This window comes from Phocaeicola coprocola (assembly GCF_041333015.1).
GTDB lineage: Bacteria > Bacteroidota > Bacteroidia > Bacteroidales > Bacteroidaceae > Phocaeicola > Phocaeicola coprocola.
Genome location: NZ_JBGKGM010000001.1, coordinates 275,928 through 299,502 on the forward strand (window position 1 = coordinate 275,928; position 23,575 = coordinate 299,502).

Consider the following 23,575-nt stretch of genomic DNA (forward strand, 5'->3'; position numbering starts at 1 on the left):
CCTGAAAAAACGGATTTTCACATGACAAGAAAAAACAAGAGACAGAATTCTGTATTCAGAAATCCGTCTCTTGTTGTATTATGAATAAAAGCTTTTTTAGAATTCAGCATTACGCGGAGTACGCGGGAAAGGAATTACATCACGAATATTTGCCATACCTGTAACGAACAGCAGCAAACGTTCGAATCCCAATCCAAAGCCAGAGTGAGGACATGAACCGTACTTACGTGTATCAAGATACCACCACATATCTTTCATCGGAATATTCAGTTCCTGAATACGAGTCAACAGCTTGTCATAATCAGCCTCACGTTCAGATCCACCGATAATTTCACCAATTTTCGGGAAGAGCACATCCATTGCACGAACAGTCTTACCATCTTCATTCTGTTTCATATAGAATGCCTTGATTTCCTTCGGGTAATCTGTCAAGATAACAGGACGTTTGAAGTGTTCTTCCACCAGATAACGTTCATGTTCAGAAGCCAAGTCTACACCCCAATATACAGGGAATTCAAACTTGTGACCTTTAGCAACAGCATCTTCCAGGATCTTGACACCTTCTGTATAAGGCAAACGTACAAATTCTTCCTTCAACACACCCTGCAGACGTTCGATCAATCCTTTATCGAACATATCATTCAGGAATTTCACATCATCGTAGCAGTTATCAAGCGCCCACTGAACACAATACTTAATGAACTCTTCTGCCAAGTCCATATTGTCATTGATATCATTGAAAGCAACTTCCGGCTCAATCATCCAGAACTCAGCCAAGTGACGTGGAGTGTTTGAATTTTCAGCACGGAATGTCGGACCAAATGTATAAATAGCGCCCAATGCAGTAGCAGCCAATTCACCTTCCAGCTGACCTGAAACAGTCAAGCTAGCCTGTTTGCCGAAAAAGTCATTATCATAAATGATAGATCCATTCTCATCCTTTTTCAGATCGTACAGATTCATTGTTGTTACCTGGAACATCTGACCGGCACCTTCACAATCGGAAGCTGTAATAAGAGGTGTATGGAAATAGAAGAATCCACGTTCATGGAAGAACTTATGAATAGCTATAGCCATATTATGACGAATACGGAACACAGCTCCAAAAGTATTAGTACGTGGACGCAAATGAGCGATCTCACGCAAAAATTCCATAGAGTGTCCTTTCTTCTGAAGAGGATAAGTATTGTCACAAGTACCCAACACTTCTATTTCACGAGCCTGAATTTCTGCAGCTTGTCCTGACCCTACCGATTCTACCAGTTCGCCATTTACGCTGATACATGCACCAGTAGTAATTTGTTTCAGTAACTCTTCATCAAAGTTTGCCAAATCGACAACGACCTGTACATTATTTATAGTAGAACCGTCATTCAAGGCAATGAAGTTTACCTGTTTGCTACCACGGCGAGTACGAACCCACCCTTTCACATTGACCATTGTCCCGAAATCACGGCATTTCAAAAGGTCAACAATTTTTGTTCTACGAATTGTTTCCATGTTATTATTTCATTAACTAATTATTCAAAAGATCCCATACGGAGCATGTTTACTTCCTGCTCAGTCAGGTAACGCCAGTCACCGCGACGCAAGCCCTTCTTAGTCAGTCCTGCAAAATATACACGGTCCAGCTTAATTACACGATAGCCCAAAGCTTCGAAAATACGACGTACGATACGATTCTTTCCTGAGTGTATTTCGATACCAACCTGCGACTTATCTGTTTCTGAAGCATAGCTAACTGCGTCAGCATGAATTTCACCGTCATCCAGAGTAATACCAGATACGATCTGATCCAAATCAGCCTTAGTCACATTCTTATCACAATAAACGTGATAGATTTTCTTCTTCAGATATTTTGGATGAGTCAGTTTCGAAGCCAAATCACCGTCATTGGTCAGCAGCAATACACCAGTTGTATTACGGTCCAGACGTCCTACCGGATAAATACGTTCCTTACAAGCACCTTTTACAAAATCCATAACAGTCTTACGCTCCTGAGGGTCATCAGAAGTAGTAACACAGTCCTTCGGCTTGTTCAACAAAACGTATACTTTACGTTCGATATTAACCGGCTGATCGTGGAACTTAATTTCATCTGTACGTTTTACCTTTGTACCAAGTTCAGTAACCACTACTCCATTTACCGAAACAACTCCGGCAGTAATAAATTCATCAGCCTCACGACGAGAACAGATTCCAGCATTTGCCAAGAATTTATTCAAACGAATTGGTTCATCCGGATCAGTCAATACATCCTTGTATTCTATTTGCTTCTTCATGCTATACTTAGCATTCGGATTATAGTCGGCTGTACGAGGACGATATCCTCCACCCTGCTGGCGATTGTATCCTCCTTGCTGTCCGCCACCGTTATTGAAACGAGGACGCTGCGGACGATATCCACCTTCACCCTGCTGTGCATTATTGAAACGAGGGCGATATGAACGTTGCTCTCCACCTTCTCCATTATTGTTGCTATTATAACGAGAATTATACGGACGATGCGGACGAGCATTATTATTAAAGTTCGGATTGTATGAAGAACGCTCACCGTTATTATTATCGTACGACGGACGATTGCCATATGAGCGTTGCTGGCGATAACCACCTTCACCCTGCTGACCACCGTTAAAACGCGGACGATACGGACGCTGTTCTCCACCGTCACCATTATTATTGTAACGAGAGTTGTAAGAACGCTGAGGACGCTCACCTCCTTCATTATTCGAAGCAAAGCGCGGACGACGTCCATAATTATTACCTCCCTCGTTGCGGTTGTATCTGTTATAACCTTCTCTGTTGTAAGACTTGTAACCATCGCGGCCAGACTGAGTGTTTTCACCATCTTGTCTGTTTTCTCTTTCTGCCATAATTGTTGTTTTCTGTTTATAAATTAATAAATGCACCCTTCTCGGGCTAGACTTTTTTATATTACATTCCTGTATAATTGTGCGGAGTTATCGCACGCAATTCTTTCTTAATATCTTCACTGACATTCAGTGTTTCAATAAAGTCTTTAATAGAAGCTTCGTTGATAGCCTGATTTGTACGAGTCAGCGCTTTCAATGCTTCATAAGGATGTGGATATGCCTCACGGCGGAGAATAGTCTGAATAGCTTCTGCCACTACACTCCAACAGTTATCCAAGTCCTCATAAATCTTATGCACGTTCAACAGCAATTTACCGAGTCCTTTCAATGAGCTCTGGATAGCAATTACTGTATGTCCGAACGGAACACCGATGTTACGCAAAACCGTAGAGTCTGTCAAGTCACGCTGCAAACGTGATACAGGGAGTTTAGACGACAAATGTTCCAATACAGCATTTGCCATACCCAAGTTACCCTCTGCATTTTCAAAATCGATAGGATTTACTTTATGAGGCATCGCACTTGAACCAACTTCTCCCGCTTTGATTTTCTGTTTAAAGTATTCCATAGAAATATACTGCCAGAAATCACGATTCATATCAATCATAATCGTATTGATACGTTTCATAGCATCAAATATGGCACCAAGATTATCGTAATTAGAAATCTGAGTAGTATATTCTTCACGCTCCAGACCGAGCTTTTCTGCAACGAACTTATTTCCGAACGCTTTCCAGTCAAACTCCGGATATGCTACATGATGAGCATTATAATTACCAGTTGCACCACCAAACTTAGCAGTAATAGGACATGCTTTCAGAACAGCCAACTGACGGTTCAAACGGTAAGCAAATACCATAATTTCTTTACCCAGACGAGTTGGAGATGCCGGTTGACCGTGTGTTTTAGCCAACATCGGAATATCTTTCCATTCTTCCGCATACGCTGTCAGCTGATCAATCAGCTTCTGAATCTGCGGATAATAAACATCATTCAATGCATCTTTGATAGACAAAGGCACAGAAGTATTATTAATATCCTGAGAAGTCAGACCGAAATGAATAAATTCCTTATAAGATTCCAGACCTCCCAATTTATCAAACTGTTCCTTGATGAAATACTCAACAGCCTTTACATCATGGTTTGTAACACTTTCAATCTCTTTAATGCGCTGAGCGTCTGCTTCTGAGAAGTTACGATAAATATCACGCAATGATTCGAAACGTGCTGAATCGAAACTTTTCAGCTGCGGCAACGGCAATTCACACAAAGTTATAAAATATTCGATTTCAACCTGCACACGATATTTTATCAGTGCAAACTCTGAAAAATAAGCAGCCAAAGCACCGGCTTTGCTTCTGTATCGACCGTCAATAGGTGATATAGCTGTGAGTAAATCAAGCTCCATCATGTTTCACAAATACTTTTTGAGTCTATATAATGATCATTATTGAGAGTGCAAAGGTAATGTTTTTTCCCGAGTTGAAGGGAGTAACATTGAAAACTTTAGTATTTATTTTACAATTATTTCCGTTTTAAGAGCCCGCATCCACACAAAAGTAACCGAAGTATGTTATATCTTGCTAATTACCGGAACAATGAAAGGCAAAATCATGTAATTTTGCACCCGCAAATAAAATAAACAACAAACATTATGGAATTACCTAAAGACCCGATGATGCTATTTAGCTTCATCAACATGAAACTTCGGGATTTCTATCCTTCTCTGGATGCGCTTTGCCAAGACATGCAGGTCAGCAAAGAAGAAATCGTAAACAAGCTAAAAGCTGTAGGATTTGAATACAATCCTGAACAAAACAAATTCTGGTGATCATTCATTTTGAACAATCACCAGAATTTTTGTTTTTATTCGTTCAAGCAATACCACATGCTTTAACTGTCATGATATATCTTCATTAGTCCGAGAGCTAATCTCCCTTTACAAAAGAAACTACCTAAGCCACGCAGGGTAACATCCAAATAGACTTTTATAAACTTCCGATTGGCTACACATCAACGATGTAACCAAAGTTCCGGATTTAATTTTTCAGTTTCTTTGCGAAGCTGGAAATGAAGAACCGTATTGCCGTCTTTATCGGTATTTACCTGACCAATAATATCGCGTGCCTTCAATACACTGCCTTTTTTCACCAGTACCGACGACAAGTTACAATATACTGAGATATAGCTACCATGACGGACGAGTACATTCGACAATCCGTTATATTGGAATACAGCCGAAACTTCTCCATCGAATATAGCACGAGCCTGTGCGCCATCTTTGCCTTTTATATCAATACCTTTATTGTCCAGACGTACGTTTCGCAGGCCTTTGACCTGATACTGTCCAAAATGCCCTACTATCACATAAGGTCCGGTAATAGGAATCGGAAGCCGACCTTTATTTTGCGTAAAGACACCCGACATGCGACGATCTTCTGAATCCACTTTATACTCTCCCATTTTCGACGGAGTAGTTTTAGACTTAGCACCTTCTTTACTTTCTCCGGTAGCCACAGCCTTTTCCTTGACCGTTCCAGCTTTCTTCTCAGCCTTACGTCGTGCTTCTTCTTCAGCTCTTTTACGCGCGTTTTCTATTTCTATTTCAATCAGGCGATCAATCTGTGCATTCAACCGATCTGCAGAACGACGCTTCTTCGAAATTTCAGACTGAATGCTCCGCTGTTTCTTTTGCAGAGAAGTAAGCAACGTTTTACGTTCCTTTTCCTGTTCTTCCAGCTTCAACCTTTCAGCTTCTCCCTGTTTCAGCATCTCTTCCTTCGCCTTTCTGCTAGCCAACAGCGTTTGTTGTTTTTCTGAAACCTGTTTCTGCTTCCTTTCCACTTGCAGTCCTTGCAAACGCTGATAATCAGCATATTCACGAACATACCTCAACCGACGGTACATCTGGCTTAAATTATCAGCAGAAAAAATAAACATCAGCTTCTCTTGTATCGACTTATTCTGATACATATACTTCACTGACTGTTCATACTTTTTCTTCTTATCAGCCAGCTCTCGCTGCAAAGCTTTCAGTTCCACCTGTAAACGACTGACTTCTGTCTGTATAATCTTTACATCCTGCTCGATTGTTTCAATATATTTCTTGCGTTCATTAATCTGCCCCGACAATAAAGCTAAATTATCCAACTGACTTTTTACATCCTTCTTAGTCGACTGCAATAGGGTTTCCGATGCAGAAATCTGTTTCTGCAACTCCGCATGCTGTTTTTCCAATTCTCGGATCTTACGCGTGCTTTGTGTAAATCCTTGTACACAGAGCAGGCAGACCATCAACAACACAAGTAATCGTTTCATTGCTTAAACAAAGTCTTTAGCAGTTCCTGCAATTCAATTTGTTGATAACGGGATGAAAGTTCAGTCTTTCCTTCCCAGTCTCCACCAACCGACAAGCGTGAAAATTTCATATCAAGTGAAAGAGTTTTTCCTGTTCCTTCTACAGCAAGCAACATATGATTAGGAAACAAACGATTGTCCAACGTTGTAAAATCATCATATTTCCAATTCAATGCATAAGGCGTATTCGACACTCCTATGCGACTCTCCTCCAGTAATCCGCGATCGGCAGAAGTACGGAAACGATAAGACAGCCCTTTGGAAGGTTTCGCTTCCAGCAGGGCATAGCCATTTTCCAACGAAATACGGAAAGATTTCGCGTCAGAAACATCCAGCTGCACTTTTCCCGGTAAAAATAACTCATTCAAGAACAGCGATTGCAGAATATTAAAACTCAAGTCCGTATTCGCCAGGCGACTAAGTGCTTCGAACGAAACGTTAACATACCGTTTATTCAACCGGTCGACAGCCAGCAATCCACCAGGAGTAATTTCCAGACGTGCAACTTCAATACCCAATAACGGAGCTACAAGCAATTGTATAGACTCTCCGCGTTTCAGACGAAGCGTAGCACTTACCTTTGCATCTTTCTGCCCCTCCATATTCAAAGTCAGTGCAACCTTTCCACTAACAGTCTTCCACGAAGGCGAAAGTTCAATCACTTTTTCCATATATGCCTCACCGGTCAGTCCTCCAATCATGGGAGTCTTTTCCAGCTTTCGGGTAGACGAACACGAAGCTACCAGCACAAGGGCAACCAGTACATATAAATATCTTACAACCAATTTTATCATTCTGCAATATATTTCTTTTGAGCTATTTTTTGCTTCAAACGTTTCTTTTCCTTTTCCGTTGGAGGAGTAGACCCATCTTCAGGAGTTTCATCCATTGCGTCTGCTTTTTTCCAATACTCCAACGCTTTGCCTTTCTCTCCCGACATATAATAAATATCACCGGCATGCTCTACTATCGTGCGGCTCTTATCTCCTTTATTACGTAAAGCTTGTTCAATATAAATACGCGCTTCAGTATATCTTCCTTTTTCGAACAGAATCCACGCATAAGTATCAAGATAAGTTTCATTATTCGGTTCAGCCTTTACCGTGCGATAACTCATTTCTTCTGCTTTATCCAAATTCTTACGTTCAACAGAAAGGAAATAAGCATAATTGTTCAGTGTCGCAATATTATCCGGATTGTACACCAAAGAAGAATCATAGGCTGCATAAGCTTCCGCATGCATTTCCTTGGAATGATACAAATCACCCAATATGGCGTAGAAATCGGACGCAATACCTTTATCGCTCTTTTCGTTTATCTGTTTCACCCCTCGTGTAAAGACATCCAGAGCCTCATCATCCTCTCCTTTCTGATGATGGGCAATACCCAGATAATAATAGAACTCAAGCGACTCCGGATTATACTCCAATGCTGGCTTTGCTATCTGTATCACTTCATCCAGATTGTTATCACGTATAGCATAACTCAGCAACTGAAGACGTGCAGGTTTATTTTCCGGATCAAGTTTTAATATTTGGTGCAATACCGGAACGGCCTCTTTCTCCATCTTTTTTGTCAGCAAATACTGTGCACACAACATTGCCAGATCGGCATTTTGCTGCGGCCGCCTCAGTATATTCTGAAACAAAGAAACAATCTGCGTACTGTCCTTCGTTCCTTGTTCCGACTGAAGAATCAGCTGACGCATAATTTCCATTTTCGTATCCGACAGCACATTATCATTCAACAGAATTGTATCAAGCTGCATCCGATACAAACTATCCTGTCCGGTCTTCTGATAATAAGAAGCCATCGATACCAAAGCAGGAGCATACCCTGGTTCTTCTTTCAATATACGTTGATAAATACCCAAAGCTTCCTGAGGCTTGTCATTATTCAAATACACATCCCCCAAAATAGTTTGATAGCGCATATCATAAGGATATTCTTTCGACAAGCTTTCTATTTCCGTAAATGCTTTTTCCTGATCACCCAACAGCAGATACATACGGAATTTTTCCATACTGATTTGTTCTGACTTTCCATCCAGTTCCTCCAAACGATTCAGTGTGTTAATGACCTGCTGATAGCTTTTAGTCTGATTATACAAATCAATCAAAGACATCAGCGGTTCCAGGCGAGAAGGGAACTGGTCTGCCATATTTTCATAAACTGTTATCGCTCTAGGTACGTTACGCTTCCGTTCGTAATAAGAAGCTAGCGTCTGCTTATACCAAAAATTGGACTCATCCGAACTGGCAGCCTGCTTCAAAGCCTGTTCACCTTTTTCTTCTTGCCCCAAATACATATAAAATTGGGCTATTTCATACAGAGCAGCCCCCGAAGTCGGATAAATATAAAGGCAGTGCTGATAAAGTTCATAAGCCGCACCGTATTCTCCTTTTTGCTTCATGCGTACAGCTTCCAGAAAATAATAATCAAATTTTCTGCGCTGTTCAGGAGTAAGCGGATCTTTTACAAATTCGGCCTGCTGGCTTTTTGTTTTTGCCTGCTTGCCCGAAGTACCACAAGCGGCTAATCCTACCGCCATACAGAGTGATATGATATATATAATTTTTCGCATATCAATGACTATTAAAAATAAAGGAATCGCACATCATTCTATTTGACTCCTGTATGCCCAAATCCTCCAGCACCACGTTCTGTATCTTCCAGCACTTCCACTTCCTGCCATTCAGCCTGTTCATAGCGGGCAATTACCATCTGTGCAATGCGCTCCCCGTCTTCTATTATAAAGTCTTCAGCAGAAAGATTGATCACGATTACACCTATTTCTCCACGATAATCAGCATCAATCGTACCCGGAGTATTCAGTAAAGTAATACCTTTTTTCAAGGCAAGTCCGCTCCTCGGACGTATTTGTGCTTCAAAACCTTCAGGAAGAGCGATATACAGTCCAGTAGGGACAAGACAACGTTGCAAAGGTTTCAATACAATAGGATTATCCAAATTGGCACGCAAATCCATTCCGGCCGAACTACTTGTTGCATACTGAGGTAACGAATGCTTTGATTTATTTATAATCTGTACTTTCATTGTTTTATCATTTAATTTTGCGAAGTTAAACATTTCAGAGGACTTACAGTTTATGTTTATCATTTTTTATTATATTTCAGAATAGCAGGAAACAAATAACTATAAAGCCTGTAAAAAAGCAAGAGATTTACACAAAACCATTTCAAAGCTAAAAACAAAAAAACTTACGCATCTGTTTGTATTTATTTTTTCTTTAAGTTTGCAAAAACTATCACAATCGGTTATGAACTGGAAACAACTCATATCAAACAAACGCTTTGGACTGGAGGCACTGCACGAAATAAGAAAAGAAGATAGAACCGAATTTCAGCGAGATTACGATCGCCTTATCTTCTCTGCTCCTTTCCGACGACTGCAAAACAAGACTCAGGTATTTCCCCTTCCAGGGAGTATCTTTGTACACAATCGTCTGACACACAGTCTGGAGGTTTCTTGTGTAGGGAGATCGCTTGGAAACGATATAGCAGCCAGCTTATTACAAAAGCATCCGGAATTATCCGATTCTCACTTATCAGAAATAGGAGCAATCGTTTCGGCAGCCTGCCTTGCACACGACTTAGGAAACCCACCTTTCGGTCATTCGGGTGAAAAAGCTATCGGCACATATTTTTCAGAAGGGAAAGGACTTGCCCTCAAACCCCTGCTTTCGGAGGCTGAGTGGGAGGATCTCACCCATTTCGAAGGCAATGCAAATGCATTCCGTCTGCTAACTCATCAATTCGAAGGAAGGCGTCCGGGAGGTTTTGTCATGACATATTCTACTCTTGCTTCTATTGTAAAATATCCGTTTTCATCACGACTTGCCGGCAAAAAGCAAAAATTTGGCTTCTTCCTGAGCGAAGAAGAAGACTACAAGCGCATTGCCGAAGAGTTAGGTATCATCAAATTAAGTAAAGATGGTGAGCCCATACGCTATGCACGCCATCCGCTTGTTTATCTGGTAGAAGCAGCAGACGATATTTGTTATCAGATGATGGATATTGAAGATGCGCATAAGCTAAAGATTCTGACTACTCAGGAAACAAAAGAACTATACCTGCAGTTTTTCACAGAATCCAGATTGAAACGAATCAATGAGATATGCAAACTGGTGGCCGACACAAACGAACAAATAGCCTACTTGCGTACATCTGCCATCGGAGTACTGATAAAGGCATGCACACAGGTCTTTGTAGACAATGAAGAAGATATACTGAATGGTACATTCGAGGGACCCCTCATCAAGCATATGGACAAACCCATAAGACAAGCATATGAGAATTGTTCAAAAACAGCTTTTGCCAAAATCTATTGCTCAAAAGATGTACTGGACATTGAGCTGGCAGGTTATCAGGTTATCACAACCCTGATAGACCTGATGATAGAAGCAGTACGCTACCCAGACAAAGCTTATTCGAAGCTACTCATCAACCGTGTATCCAAGCAATATGAAGTACATGCTCCTACATTATATGGAAAAATCCAGGCAGTACTTGATTACATTTCTGGAATGACCGATGTATATGCCCTCGATCTTTACAGAAAAATCAACGGAAACAGTTTACCGGCTGTTTAATTTCACACAAATCAGAAGCAGAAAAACAAAGCCAGTGACAACTGCTCCCGACCAGAAGGGACAAGCAGATATCACTGGCTTTATTTATTTAGCATTCAGAATTATCAGTTTTTTGACAATATCGGATTAGCTCCAGAAGTAAGCTGAAGAGTCTCAGGGTGCTCCTTAATATACGATTCAATATGACGTATACGTTTTTCTTCCAGAATTTCATCTACAGCTATCAGAATACCGGTTTCTTCTACATCTCCAAAACCATCGTTAATAGCTGTACCAAACATACGCATCGTAGGTGACAGACTCATATACGCATTAACCAAAGGAGGTATATTATAACCTAACTTACGGACTTCTGTATTCAAGACTTTATAATCCTCCTTAAATGTATCATAACAGAACAGCTTTTCCAGAATAGCTGGGTCGGTTTCTATCTCCAACGGTACCATTGGGGTTATCAAGCCATCCTTATCCGAAAAATGCTTCTTCAGGAAGAAGAGAATCATATCGCGGCCGAAACGATTATAACTTGGATACATAGTCATTTTACCGAAGAAATATTTTACATTCGATTTTATGACGGTCAACGCACCCAAACCATCCCAAAGATTATCAAGCGCAAACAAACCCTTTGAGCCGGCACGAGTGGACTGATACTCCAAAGTTACAAACGAACGTCCTAGCTCCACGGTAGTAGGAAGATATTCCTTCAAGAACTTTTCCGAGAAATTGAACATATGTGCTGTTGCCAGGACAGGCTTGCCATGTTTGTCAAATTCCACCTCATCGCCCAATATATAACGATAACCTCCAAGAATTTCTTCCGCATCCGGATTCCAGACTACCAACTGCTGATATGGATTTTCCATCAAGTCATATTCATCCAAATCCAGCGGCTGTCCAGTTCCTCCTCCGGCAGCACGAAAAGCTATTTCACGCAAACGGCCAATCTCCTTCAGTACATTGGGAGCATTTTTCCAGTTCACGATATAAATTTCGTTATGGCTTTTATTTGTCGATCTCAAACGTCTTTCGGCGGTAAGTTCCGACTTTAATAACTCTCTGTCAATCGGTGCAATAATATCTTCCATATATGTAGTTAAAATCTTCCTAAATTACAGCTTATATACCAACTCTCTGACATACTCTGCCCATTCGGCCGGAGATTTAGATTTATCAAACGTATGCCATGGTATAGGCTTTCCTATTGTTACACGGAATGTTTTATGACGGTTCTTAAACATTTCATCTGCCAGATAAAGCATGGCTATATTGAATTTTATTCCAAAAAACTTACAAGCATTGGCCAGATTATAAAAGAAATTGGAATTTCGGCCTTCAAAATGTATAGGAACCACGTAACGACGTGTTTCAATGCTTTTAGTTATAAATGTTTTCTTCCATGCCAGATCCTTTATCACTCCATGCTGACGCCGGGAACATATTCCCGCAGGAAACATGATTATATGGCTGTCCGAACGAAATCCTTCCTCTACCATTTTCGGAAAGTCGCGCGACTGCGAACCGGTTTTATTTATCGGAATACAGAGAGGAGCCAGTCCATGCAGATTCATAAGCAAATCATTCACCAGATATTTGATACATCCGTTATAATGCGTTCCCAGCAAATATCCTAATGCAACTCCATCCTGTCCTCCCAGCGGATGATTTGATACAAAGGTACACAATCCATCTTCAGGCAAATTTTCCAGGCCATGTACATCCAGTTTCGCATCCAGAAAATCCATACATGCAGCCAGAAAATCAACTCCGCTCTTGTCTGTCACACTTTTCAGAAATGTATTTATCTCTTCCTGATGTACGATATGCTTCAGATAAGATACGAAAAAACGAGGAATCCGTTTGGCTTTTCTTCCTGCCTTATCCCTTAATATTTTATCAATATCTATTAAAAAAATCGAATCACTAGCCATTCTTCATTTACACATTTCTCTGCAAAAGTAATCTATCTTTTGAAAAGTTGCTCATCTATACTGGAAAAATGTAACATTGAAAGAAGAAAAAAAGAGTATAATGAATTAAAATGTAACAGAATTGCACAAAGCCACATTCTCATGTGCATATTTTAAGACTATCTTATAAAGATAGATCTGACAGAAGCAGTAAATAGCATAAGAACAACACCTTAGCGTCTTCGTGAAAAATTGTACATATTTCAACTTTATTTGTACGATTTTTCATAAAAAATTCAGCAAGTTTTTCCTAAAAGATGCTGATGTTTTTCTAAAACATGATGACATTCTCACAACACCTCTCAGACCTGTTGATAACTTCCTCAAATATTTTCACAAAACTATACCTGCTAATTGTTGAGAAATATGTAATTTTACCCCCTCAATATATATAAGGTGTAAAACCTATTAAAGTGACAGCATGATAATGAACGAATCAGAACAAACATATCATATACCGGTACTGCTGAATGAAAGTATCGACGGCATGAATTTACACCCTGCCGGAATATATGCAGACATGACTTTCGGAGGCGGAGGACACTCGAAAGAGATTCTGCGCAGAATGGATAAAAACAGCCACCTGTATAGTTTCGACCAGGATGAAGATGCCGAAAAAAATATTGTCGATGACTCCCGATTTACGTTTGTGCGAAGCAATTTCCGATACTTACACAACTTCTTGCGCTATTATGGTGTAGAGGAAGCAGATGCCATTCTTGCCGATCTGGGAGTATCATCACACCATTTTGATGATTCTGAACGCGGCTTTTCGTTCCGCTTCGACGGCAAACTGGACATGCGAATGAACAAACGCGCTGGAATGACTGCGGCAGACATCGTAAACAACTATGAGGAGGAACGACTGGCGAATGTGTTCTACCTGTACGGAGAACTGAAAAACAGCCGTAAGCTGGCTTCGGTACTAGTAAAGGCACGTGCACAAAAGCAAATCGTAACTATAGGCGACTTTCTGGAAATTATAAAACCGTTGTTTGGCAAGGAACGGGAAAAGAAAGAACTGGCAAAAGTATTTCAAGCCCTGCGCATAGAGGTGAACCAAGAAATGGAGGCTTTGAAAGAAATGCTTTATGCCGCAACTGAAGCTTTAAAACCGGGAGGCCGACTTGTTATCATTACCTACCATTCGCTGGAAGACCGCATCGTAAAGAACCTGATCAAGACAGGCAATGTAGAGGGTAAGGTGGAACAAGATTTTTTCGGTAATGTGCAAACACCTTTCCGGGCAGTAAACAATAAAGTTATTGTCCCTAGCGATGAAGAAATAGCACGTAACCCTCGCTCACGAAGTGCAAAATTACGAATAGCAGAAAAGAAATAGTAAAAATCATGGAACAGCAAAATACAACATCACAACAAGAAAGCGATTCACACATCACACTGAAGAGTATTCTGGGAGGAGATATTCTGGCCCACAGTTTTCTGAAGCGACAGGCGAATTTGCTCATTCTGATTGTTCTCCTTACCATCCTGTATATCGACAACCGCTATTCAAGCCAGCAGGAGCTGATTGAAATCGACCGGCTGAAAAAGGAACTGACAGACATCAAGTATGATGCGCTGACTATTTCTTCTGAACTTACAGAACGAAGCCGTCAGTCACGCATCGAAGAATATATTGCAACCGAGGGAACTCCGCTGCAAACAGCGGCAACACCTCCATATCTGATTAAAAAAGAGGATTGATACAATGATACCCGGACTGAAAAATATCATGCTGCGCTACACGTTTATTGTAGTGATTATGCTTGTGTTGGCTATATTGATTATAGTCAAGGCGGGATTCATCATGTTTGCCGAACGGCAATACTGGAAGGATGTAGCCGACCGTTTTGTAAAAGAAAACGTAATAGTTCCTCCAACACGAGGAAATATTATTTCTTCTGATGGCAAACTGATGGCAAGCAGTCTGCCTGAATACCGCATCTACATGGACTTTCGCGCTGGCGGAACGGAAAAAGACACTATGCTGATGAACCATCTGGCAGAAATCAGCCAAGGACTGCACGAAATTTTTCCGGACAAGAGCGCACAGGAATTTCGCAAACATTTGCTGAAAGGACGCCGTTCGAAAAGCCGTCACTTCCTGGTTTATCCGAAACGTATTTCCTATATCGAATATAAAGAAGTGAAAAGACTGCCTGTATTCGAGTTAAGCCCGAACAAAGGTGGACTGCATGTAGAAAAGTTCAACCAACGTAAAAAACCGTTCGGTTCACTCGCCATGCGTACATTGGGGGATATGTATCCCGACATAGCACAAGGAGCTAAGAACGGACTGGAACTGACATACGACTCTATTCTGAAAGGACAAAACGGTATTACTCATCGACAGAAAGTCATGAACAAATACCTGAACATTATCGATAAACCCGCCGTTGACGGATGTGATATTATCACAACCATCGATGTCGATATGCAAGATATCGCAGAGAAAGCATTGGTAGACCAATTGAAGAACCTTGAAGCCATATCAGGTGTAGCAGTTCTGATGGAGGTAAAAACCGGTGAGGTAAAGGCCAACGTAAACATGACCAGAGGAAACGATGGGAATTATTATGAAATGCGAAATGCAGCAGTCAGCAACTTGATGGAACCAGGATCTACTTTCAAAACGGCATCTATCATGGTGGCGATGGAGGATAAATATATCACTCCAGATTATGAAGTAGATACCGGAAACGGACAAGTTAACATGTATGGCAGCTGGATGAAGGACTGGAACTGGTATAAAGGCGGATACGGTAAAATAGATGTAACGAAAATTTTGGAGGTTTCATCGAATGTAGGAGTATCTACCATCATAGACAAGTTCTATAAAAATAATCCTCAAAAGTTTGTCGACGGCCTGAAACGTATGAGCATCGATACACCGCTAAATCTGGGATTCGTGGGAGAAGCTAGTCCCCGCATACTCGGACCGAAAGAGCGTTATTTTGCAAAAACGACTCTTCCGTGGATGAGTATCGGTTATGAAACAATGATTCCTCCCATCTACATCCTGAATTTCTATAATGCTATAGCCAATGATGGTGTAATGGTGAAACCTAAATTCGTAAAAGCGATAGCCAAAGACGGAGATATACTAGAAGAAATTCCGACAGAGACTGTTAATCCTAAAATTTGTTCGGATACGACACTTACCATGATTCGCACCATTTTGCGGAAAGTGGTTTCGGAAGGGCTTGCCAAGCCGGCAGGAAGCAAGCAATTCAGCGTATCTGGAAAGACAGGAACAGCCCAAATCTCTCAAGGTAAGGCAGGTTATAAATCCGGAGGTGTAAGTTATTTGGTTAGTTTCTGTGGCTATTTCCCCTCAGAAGCTCCCAAATATAGCTGCATTGTTTCAATACAAATTCCTCACGGACCAGCTTCCGGAGGATTGCAGGCAGGAAGTGTGTTCAGCCGTATTGCCGAACGTATTTATGCCAAACACCTGTTCCGCGATCTGGCTCATGCCAAAGATTCAACGGCAGTCCTTATTCCGGGCGTAAAAAATGGAGATATAAATGAATCGGCATATGTACTGCGTGCACTGAACGTACCAGGAAACAGCAGTTCCATCCCCTATTCTGCCCAGCCACTTTGGGGAAAAGCTTCGTGCACAGACAGCTATGCAGATTTAAAGACTACCAAAATGAATAAAAAGCTAGTTCCCAATGTACTGAATATGGGCGCAAAAGATGCTGTTTATCTGCTGGAAAGTTACGGACTGAAAGTACGTATCACAGGTATAGGCAAAGTAAGAGCTCAAAGTATAGCTGCCGGATCTACTATTCATAGAGGACAAACAATTACATTAACATTAAGGTAACAGAAATAACATAAAAACATGAAACTGGAAAATATCATTGAATCCGTCAACGTCTGCGAAATAAAAGGTAATGTTGACAAAGAAATAGCAGGTATCCAAATGGACTCACGTTTGGTTGAAGCCGGACATTTGTTTGTTGCCGTTAAAGGAACTCAGACAGACGGACACGCTTATATTGAAAAGGCTATTGAAAAAGGAGCCTCTGCAATTGTCTGCGAAACACTTCCTGACACACTGAATGAACATGTAACGTACATAAGAGTAGCTGATACCGAAGATGCAGTAGGCAAACTGGCTACCACTTTTTATGGAGATCCAACTTCCAAACTCGATCTGGTAGGAGTAACCGGAACAAACGGAAAAACTACAATCGCCACCTTATTATATAATATGTTCCGCAAATTCGGATATAAGGTAGGATTATTGTCTACCGTTTGCAATTATATCGACGGTGAAGCAATCCCGACCGACCATACGACTCCCGACCCTATCACATTAAACCGTCTGCTGGGACGTATGGCTGATGAAGGATGTAAATATGCATTCATGGAAGTAAGCTCACACTCTGTCGCACAGAAGCGTATCGGAGGACTGAAGTTTGCTGGAGGTATTTTTACCAACATCACACGCGATCATCTGGACTATCACAAGACATTCGAAAATTACCTGAAAGCTAAAAAGGCATTTTTCGACAATCTTCCCAAGACTGCATTTGCTCTAACCAATGCTGACGACAAGAATGGCAGTGTAATGGTACAGAATACAAAAGCGAAAATTGCGACTTACTCTTTGCGTACGCTTTGCGAATTCAAGGGAAAGGTTCTGGAAGATGGCTTCGAAGGTATGCTGATGGATATAAACAATCGTGAAGTCAACGTACAGTTCATCGGTCGTTTCAATGCATCGAACTTGCTTGCTGTATATGGAGCGGCATGTTTATTAGGCAAACAGCCTGAAGATGTCCTGCTGATACTGAGCACACTGCGTCCAGTAGCGGGACGTTTCGACGCTTTGCGCTCGAAAAAAGGCTATACAGCAATAGTCGATTATGCACATACTCCAGACGCATTGGTAAATGTACTGAACGCCATACATGAAGTTCTGAAAGGAAGAGGACGAGTGATAACAGTAGTAGGTGCAGGAGGTAACCGGGATAAGGGTAAACGCCCCATCATGGCACAAGAGGCAGCTAAACAAAGCGATCGTGTAATCATCACATCTGATAACCCTCGCTTCGAAGAGCCTCAGGATATCATCAACGATATGCTAGCCGGACTGACAAAAGAAGATATGGACAAAGTTCTTTCCATAGCTGACCGTAAAGAAGCTATACGCACAGCCTGCATGCTGGCACAAGCTGGTGACGTAATTCTCGTAGCAGGAAAAGGACACGAAAATTATCAGGAAATCAAAGGAGTAAAGCATCATTTTGATGACAAAGAAGTGTTAGCAGAGATTTTTGACAACGAATAATACAAGTAATAGTTCGTTAAAAATTCGCCAAGCCTAAGCGGCTCTGGCAGTAAATAAAATGAGTTCTTTGAAAAGTTTGTCAATAACTTGCATGTCTGGGTTAATCCCGAACACGCAAATAAATCGTTCAAGCATATAAGCATTGTGTATGAATGACTTGCAAGAGGATATGGAATAGGCTATTCCGAGCCTCTTACATGCCGCTTTGGCCAAGTTGACAGCTGCGAGCGATGCATTGAAGTGAAAATCCAACTTCCTGAAGTCGGTTGACTGGCAGTTGGTGATTCCTGCATGCTGCTTGCCATCTCTAAAGCAAAATTCCAGTTGGAACCTGGTTCTGTAATAATCCAGCACCTCACGTCCATCCATGGAATCGTCTGTAGAGAAGTAAAGCTGCCACTTGTCTGTCCTCCCGTCCATCGGATACCAGACGGCTAAGGAAACATACCTTTTGAGAGCTTTTGCATATACCCTCAATCCGTATAGCTTTCCTTTGTTCACCTCGTATTCCTTGCACCGGGTCAAATCCAGATTGGCAAAGTCAATCCTGCCGTCAAACCACTTGGGATGACCACGTTTTCCTGTTTTCTGCTCCAATGTCGGATAGTACAGGATTACGTCATTCCGAAAGCGGCTGATGACATGGAAATCGTTCTCACACATAGGTGTTATGAATGTTTCCTTGGAAAAGAATGCGTCTGCAACCACCGTTCTGGACAGGCTCTGTAGCTTGTCTTTTCTACTGATAAGATAGCTGCTGTACCAGTCAACGAGGCTCTTGTCCATATTATCCAAGGTCTTACAATCCGGCGTCTGAATGGAACCTAAAGTCATGCATTCATGATTGTCGATGTCAATGACACCGGTGCCCATGATTTCCAGTCCACGCTTGTATTCTCCTGCACAACCGGACCAGAAGTAACCTATCCAAGGTGTCTTCTTGCCTGATTTGGGAATATAGGAAGGATCGATGGCGATGGCTTTTCTTTTGCCTGTGAGATGCTTGCTGATGATAGAGCCGTTGAACGCAAACCAGTCGAAAGTTTCATGCTCAAAAAGGTTACGATAAGTCTGTTCTGAGAAACAGCCATATCTGCCCAATTGGAGGAAGTTTATACGATCCGGGATGGCCATGAATAATTTCATGGTGTCCATGAACGTTTTTTCAAAAGGTTTTTGTATATTCGCTACTGATTTGAGAGCCGACAGGCACTCGGATTGGTATTGCATAAGGAGTGTTTCTTTAGTCATAATCAGAAGAGTTGAGAGACTTCTAATTTACTAAAAAACCAGCGAATTATGCAATACTTTTTCACCTTTATTATCAGCAGGTTAGCACATTTTTTTCAGCACATTTCTTCATGCTTAACCATTCGTTTTAGACAACATTTCAATGACCTCTTTAGTGTTTCCGAACCGACTTTTGCCGGTTTTATTGTTTAACTTTTAATTTTTCGGTAAAAATTTACCGAAGTATTGATACAAGTACAACATGTTATATTACTTATTTAATTATCTGGAGCAGCTTAATTTTCCCGGAGCACGTATGTTCGGATACGTATCGTTCCGTTCGCTTATGGCTATCATTCTGTCTTTGCTGATATCAGCGATATTCGGAGAATATTTTATCAAGTTACTCAAGCGGAAACAAATTACGGAAACGCAGCGTGATGCTTCGATTGACCCGTTTAATGTAAATAAAATCGGAGTTCCTACAATGGGAGGAATTATCATTATCGTCGCCATTCTTATTCCTTGCCTCTTGCTGGGTAAGCTGCACAATATATACATGATATTGATGCTGATAACTACAATATGGCTAGGCAGTCTAGGATTTGCCGACGACTATATCAAGGTCTTCCGCAAAGACAAAGAAGGACTTCACGGAAAGTTTAAGATCATCGGACAGGTAGGACTTGGTCTGATTGTCGGTCTGACGCTTTACCTCAGTCCTAATGTAGTAATCCGCGAAAACGTCGAAATCCAGAAAGACGGACATGTAGTTGATGTGGTACACAAAAGTCAAGACGAAAAATCGACAAAAACTACAATCCCTTTCTTTAAGAACAACAACCTGGATTATGCAGACTTTGTAGGTTTTATGGGAGAAAGTGCACAGTCGGCTGGGTGGATTGTTTTTGTACTAGTTACTATTTTTGTAGTAACCGCTGTGTCCAACGGAGCAAACTTGAACGACGGTATGGATGGCATGGCCGCAGGAAACTCAGCTATCATCGGAGTTACGCTGGGAATACTGGCTTACGTGTCCAGTCACATAGAGTATGCCAGCTACCTGAACATCATGTACATTCCGGGAAGCGAAGAGCTGGTTATCTTCATATGTGCTTTCATCGGAGCTCTGATAGGTTTTCTCTGGTACAATGCTTTCCCGGCACAAGTATTCATGGGCGATACAGGCAGCTTGACTATTGGAGGTATCATAGCAGTATTTGCTATTATCATTCATAAGGAACTGCTGATTCCTATATTATGCGGTATCTTCCTTGTAGAAAACTTATCGGTTATTCTTCAAGTAAGATATTTCAAGAGTGGCAAGAAGAAAGGACTTAAACGCCGAATCTTCAAGCGTACTCCTATACACGATCACTTCCGTACTACACTATCACAACTTGATCCGAACTGTACGTATCTGATAACATCTCCAAGTAGTGTCTTTCACGAATCGAAAATTACTGTTCGGTTCTGGATTGTCACTATTGTATTAGCAGCAATAACAATTATAACTTTAAAGATAAGATAAGAGATCATGGCAAAAAGAATTGTCATTTTAGGAGCTGGCGAAAGCGGTGCGGGAGCAGCCGTGCTGGCACAGAAACAAGGTTTCGATACATTTGTTTCTGACATGTCTTTAATAAAAGACAAATATAAGAATATGTTAAACGAACGAGGCATTCAGTGGGAGGAAGGGCGTCATACAGAAGAGCTGATCCTGAATGCAGACGAAGTCATCAAGAGTCCGGGAATACCTAACGACGCACCGATGATCTTGAAACTGAAGGAACAAGGCACTCCGATTATTTCAGAAATCGAATTTGCCGGACGATACACCAATGCTAAGATGATTTGTATCACAGGAAGCAACGGAAAAACTACTACTACTTCTCTTATTTATCACATTTTTAAGAAAGCAGGATTAAACGTTGGACTGGCAGGAAATATCGGACAAAGTCTGGCTTATCAAGTTGCAGAATGTAATTATGACTATTATGTTATCGAACTAAGCAGTTTCCAACTGGACAATATGTATAAGTTCCATGCTAATATTGCTGTCCTGATGAATATCACCCCCGACCATCTGGACCGTTACGATTATAAAATGCAGAACTATGTGGATGCCAAGTTCCGTATTATCCAGAACCAGACAGACAATGATGCATTCATTTTCTGGAACGACGACCCAGTCATCCAAAAAGAATTGCATAAATATGGAATACACGGACACTACTATCCGTTTGCCGAAAAGAAAGAAGAAGGACTGGCTGCTTTCGTAGAACAAAATAAAGTCTACTTTACCAAGCCAATTGAATTTAACATGGAACAAGAGGAACTTGCCCTGACAGGTACTCACAACTTGTTCAACTCAATGGCTGCCGGTATTTCAGCCAATATTGCTGGCATCCGAAAAGAATGTATCCGCGAAGCACTGAGTGATTTTAAAGGGGTTGAACACCGTCTGGAAAAAGTAACACGCGTACGTGGAGTAGATTATATCAACGACTCGAAAGCGACTAATGTCAACTCGTGCTGGTATGCACTCAACAGTATGAAAACTAAGACAGTGCTTATCTTAGGAGGCAAAGACAAAGGAAATGACTATAACGAAATAGCTGATCTGGTGAAAGAAAAATGCTCCGGATTAATATTCCTTGGACTCCACAACGAGAAACTACATGACTTCTTTGATGGATTTGGATTGCCTATCGCCGATGTACAAAGCATGAAAGATGCAGTAGATGCCGCATACCGTATGGCGAAAAAAGGAGAAACCGTACTTCTGAGTCCATGCTGCGCTAGCTTCGACTTATTCAAAAGTTATGAAGACCGTGGCGACCAGTTTAAAGAATGTGTGAGAAATTTATAATAAAATTATCCTGACAAAATGGATTTGCTAAAAAACTTATTCAAAGGCGACAAAGTAATATGGATTATTTTCCTATTACTTTGCCTTGTTTCTATCATTGAAGTATTCAGCGCCTCTAGTACACTGACTTACAAAAGCGGTGATCACTGGAGACCTATTACCATGCACATGATATTAATGGCGGTAGGAGCTATTGTAGTACTTATCGTCCACAATATTCCTTGCCGCTGGTTTAAAACATTCATTATACTATTGCCGATATCATGGCTATTACTGATTGCCGTGTTTATAATAGGAGCTTTGACTAATGGAGCAAAACGCTGGATAGATTTGGGATTTATTCAATTCCAGCCTTCTGAAGTAGCAAAAATGGCAACAATCATAACTGTTGCATTCATCTTGTCGAAAATGCAAGAGGAAAAACAAGCAAATCCAAAAGCTTTTAAATACATACTATGGGTTACGGGTATAACCTGCATACTTATCATTACCGAGAATCTTTCCACAGCCGTATTGTTATGTGGAAGCGTATTTCTCATGATGTATGTCGGACGAGTTCCTCTCCGGCAAATGGCTATGCTTGTAGGCATATGCGGTGGAGCTCTAATCTTTGCTTTATGCACAATTAAATATGTTCCTTCTGAAACATGGGATAAAATAGGTTTACATCGTATGGTAACCTGGCAAAGCCGTTTGGATAACCATTTTGACACATCGACGGTTCCTCCTGAGAAATTCGATATCGACGGGGACGGACAGATTGCCCATGCCAATATAGCCATAGCAACAAGTAACATTCTAGGAAAAGGCCCAGGCAATAGTGTACAGCGCGATTTCCTTTCACAAGCTTTTTCAGATTTCATTTATGCCATCATCATAGAAGAATTGGGACTGATAGGCGGAGGCATCGTTGCCTTTCTGTACATATGGCTTTTAATGAGGATAGGAAAAATTGCGAGAAACTGCGACAAGTCGTACTACTCCTTTTTAGTCATGGGCATCGGTTTACTTCTTGTAACACAGGCAATGTTTAACATGCTGGTGGCTGTCGGCATCATGCCGGTAACCGGACAACCTCTCCCTTTAATCAGTAAAGGAGGTACTTCCACGCTGGTCAACTGTGCATACATCGGCATCATATTAAGCATCAGCCGTCACGTAAATGAATTGAAGAAACAACAAGAGCAGGAAGAAGCAGAAAAGCAAAAACAAATACAAGAAGCTGCAGTTACATTGCTGCAAAATGCAGCTAATCTTGCAAAAGAACAAACATTAAATGAATCGCAGAATAAAGAGCAAAATGGAGAAATCTAAAAAAGAATAGAGCTTCTTATCCCTGTAATTTTGCAGCTA

At 41.1% G+C, this 23,575-nt stretch carries 19 protein-coding genes; 9 read left to right on the forward strand and 10 right to left on the reverse strand.

What is annotated here, in order from left to right:
* Window positions 1–96: 96 nt before the first annotated feature.
* From asnS to purB, 3 genes are all read right to left on the reverse strand, one after another.
* Window positions 97–1,500: an asparagine--tRNA ligase gene (asnS, locus tag ACDG22_RS01080; protein ID WP_007569892.1), complete on the reverse strand. Its 1,404-nt coding sequence runs from the start codon at window positions 1,498–1,500 to the stop codon at window positions 97–99.
* 20 nt (window positions 1,501–1,520) lie between these two features.
* Window positions 1,521–2,873 (reverse strand): pseudouridine synthase, encoded by a 1,353-nt coding sequence (locus tag ACDG22_RS01085; RefSeq protein WP_040312081.1) that lies wholly within the window; start codon window positions 2,871–2,873, stop codon window positions 1,521–1,523.
* A gap of 61 nt (window positions 2,874–2,934) precedes the next feature.
* Window positions 2,935–4,281 carry an adenylosuccinate lyase gene (gene purB, locus ACDG22_RS01090; RefSeq protein ID WP_040312082.1) on the reverse strand — a complete coding sequence of 449 codons (1,347 nt, stop codon included), beginning with the start codon at window positions 4,279–4,281 and terminating at the stop codon, window positions 2,935–2,937.
* 246 nt (window positions 4,282–4,527) lie between these two features.
* Between purB and ACDG22_RS01095 the strand changes: the two genes are divergently transcribed.
* On the forward strand, window positions 4,528–4,704 hold the full coding sequence (locus ACDG22_RS01095) for a DUF4250 domain-containing protein (RefSeq protein WP_007569901.1): 177 nt from the start codon (window positions 4,528–4,530) through the stop codon (window positions 4,702–4,704).
* A 182-nt stretch (window positions 4,705–4,886) separates the two neighbouring features.
* On the opposite strand, the gene ACDG22_RS01100 is transcribed toward ACDG22_RS01095, so the two are convergent.
* The 4 genes from ACDG22_RS01100 to dut are packed head-to-tail and all read right to left on the reverse strand — an operon-like array spanning window position 4,887 to window position 9,287.
* Window positions 4,887–6,191 carry a murein hydrolase activator EnvC family protein gene (locus ACDG22_RS01100; RefSeq protein ID WP_007569904.1) on the reverse strand — a complete coding sequence of 435 codons (1,305 nt, stop codon included), beginning with the start codon at window positions 6,189–6,191 and terminating at the stop codon, window positions 4,887–4,889.
* A complete protein-coding gene (locus ACDG22_RS01105; protein WP_270230557.1) occupies window positions 6,188–7,024 on the reverse strand; it encodes a DUF4292 domain-containing protein in 837 nt (278 codons plus the stop codon). Before ACDG22_RS01105 ends, ACDG22_RS01100 begins: the two co-directional genes overlap by 4 nt.
* Window positions 7,021–8,814, reverse strand: coding sequence for a tetratricopeptide repeat protein (locus ACDG22_RS01110; protein WP_270230558.1), 1,794 nt, complete (start codon window positions 8,812–8,814; stop codon window positions 7,021–7,023). The genes ACDG22_RS01105 and ACDG22_RS01110 overlap by 4 nt, the downstream gene beginning before the upstream one ends.
* 38 nt (window positions 8,815–8,852) lie before the next feature.
* On the reverse strand, window positions 8,853–9,287 hold the full coding sequence (gene dut, locus ACDG22_RS01115; RefSeq protein WP_040312084.1) for a dUTP diphosphatase: 435 nt from the start codon (window positions 9,285–9,287) through the stop codon (window positions 8,853–8,855).
* Window positions 9,288–9,510: 223 nt separating this feature from the next.
* On the opposite strand from dut, the gene ACDG22_RS01120 reads away from it, so the two are divergent.
* Complete coding sequence (locus ACDG22_RS01120) at window positions 9,511–10,842, forward strand: deoxyguanosinetriphosphate triphosphohydrolase (RefSeq protein ID WP_007569913.1); 1,332 nt, start codon at window positions 9,511–9,513, stop codon at window positions 10,840–10,842.
* A 104-nt stretch (window positions 10,843–10,946) separates the two neighbouring features.
* On the opposite strand, the gene ACDG22_RS01125 is transcribed toward ACDG22_RS01120, so the two are convergent.
* Entirely contained in the window at window positions 10,947–11,930 is a 984-nt protein-coding gene (locus ACDG22_RS01125; RefSeq protein ID WP_270230559.1) for a GNAT family N-acetyltransferase, read from the reverse strand.
* Between the two features lie 24 nt (window positions 11,931–11,954).
* A complete protein-coding gene (locus tag ACDG22_RS01130; RefSeq protein ID WP_007569919.1) occupies window positions 11,955–12,773 on the reverse strand; it encodes a 1-acyl-sn-glycerol-3-phosphate acyltransferase in 819 nt (272 codons plus the stop codon).
* 466 nt (window positions 12,774–13,239) lie between these two features.
* Here ACDG22_RS01130 and rsmH point away from each other — a divergent pair, with 466 nt between their 5' ends.
* The 4 genes from rsmH to ACDG22_RS01150 are packed head-to-tail and all read left to right on the forward strand — an operon-like array spanning window position 13,240 to window position 18,120.
* Window positions 13,240–14,154, forward strand: coding sequence for a 16S rRNA (cytosine(1402)-N(4))-methyltransferase RsmH (rsmH, locus tag ACDG22_RS01135; protein ID WP_022125457.1), 915 nt, complete (start codon window positions 13,240–13,242; stop codon window positions 14,152–14,154).
* An 8-nt stretch (window positions 14,155–14,162) separates the two neighbouring features.
* A complete protein-coding gene (locus ACDG22_RS01140) occupies window positions 14,163–14,519 on the forward strand; it encodes an FtsL-like putative cell division protein (RefSeq protein ID WP_007569922.1) in 357 nt (118 codons plus the stop codon).
* 4 nt (window positions 14,520–14,523) lie between these two features.
* Window positions 14,524–16,647, forward strand: a complete 2,124-nt coding sequence (locus ACDG22_RS01145) for a penicillin-binding protein (RefSeq protein ID WP_270668835.1) — start codon at window positions 14,524–14,526, stop codon at window positions 16,645–16,647.
* Window positions 16,648–16,665: 18 nt separating this feature from the next.
* Window positions 16,666–18,120, forward strand: a complete 1,455-nt coding sequence (locus tag ACDG22_RS01150; protein WP_007569927.1) for a UDP-N-acetylmuramoyl-L-alanyl-D-glutamate--2,6-diaminopimelate ligase — start codon at window positions 16,666–16,668, stop codon at window positions 18,118–18,120.
* A gap of 33 nt (window positions 18,121–18,153) precedes the next feature.
* Here the strand turns inward: ACDG22_RS01150 and ACDG22_RS01155 are convergent, their stop codons facing one another.
* The gene (locus ACDG22_RS01155) at window positions 18,154–19,371 is read right to left on the reverse strand and encodes a transposase (protein WP_370858754.1); all 1,218 of its coding nucleotides are present in this window, start codon (window positions 19,369–19,371) and stop codon (window positions 18,154–18,156) included.
* A 241-nt stretch (window positions 19,372–19,612) separates the two neighbouring features.
* Here ACDG22_RS01155 and mraY point away from each other — a divergent pair, with 241 nt between their 5' ends.
* The 3 genes from mraY to ACDG22_RS01170 are packed head-to-tail and all read left to right on the forward strand — an operon-like array spanning window position 19,613 to window position 23,536.
* Window positions 19,613–20,881 (forward strand): phospho-N-acetylmuramoyl-pentapeptide-transferase, encoded by a 1,269-nt coding sequence (mraY, locus tag ACDG22_RS01160; RefSeq protein WP_007571116.1) that lies wholly within the window; start codon window positions 19,613–19,615, stop codon window positions 20,879–20,881.
* Between the two features lie 6 nt (window positions 20,882–20,887).
* Window positions 20,888–22,222: a UDP-N-acetylmuramoyl-L-alanine--D-glutamate ligase gene (murD, locus tag ACDG22_RS01165; RefSeq protein WP_007571117.1), complete on the forward strand. Its 1,335-nt coding sequence runs from the start codon at window positions 20,888–20,890 to the stop codon at window positions 22,220–22,222.
* Between the two features lie 18 nt (window positions 22,223–22,240).
* Window positions 22,241–23,536 (forward strand): FtsW/RodA/SpoVE family cell cycle protein, encoded by a 1,296-nt coding sequence (locus ACDG22_RS01170; RefSeq protein WP_007571118.1) that lies wholly within the window; start codon window positions 22,241–22,243, stop codon window positions 23,534–23,536.
* Window positions 23,537–23,575 lie beyond the last annotated feature (39 nt).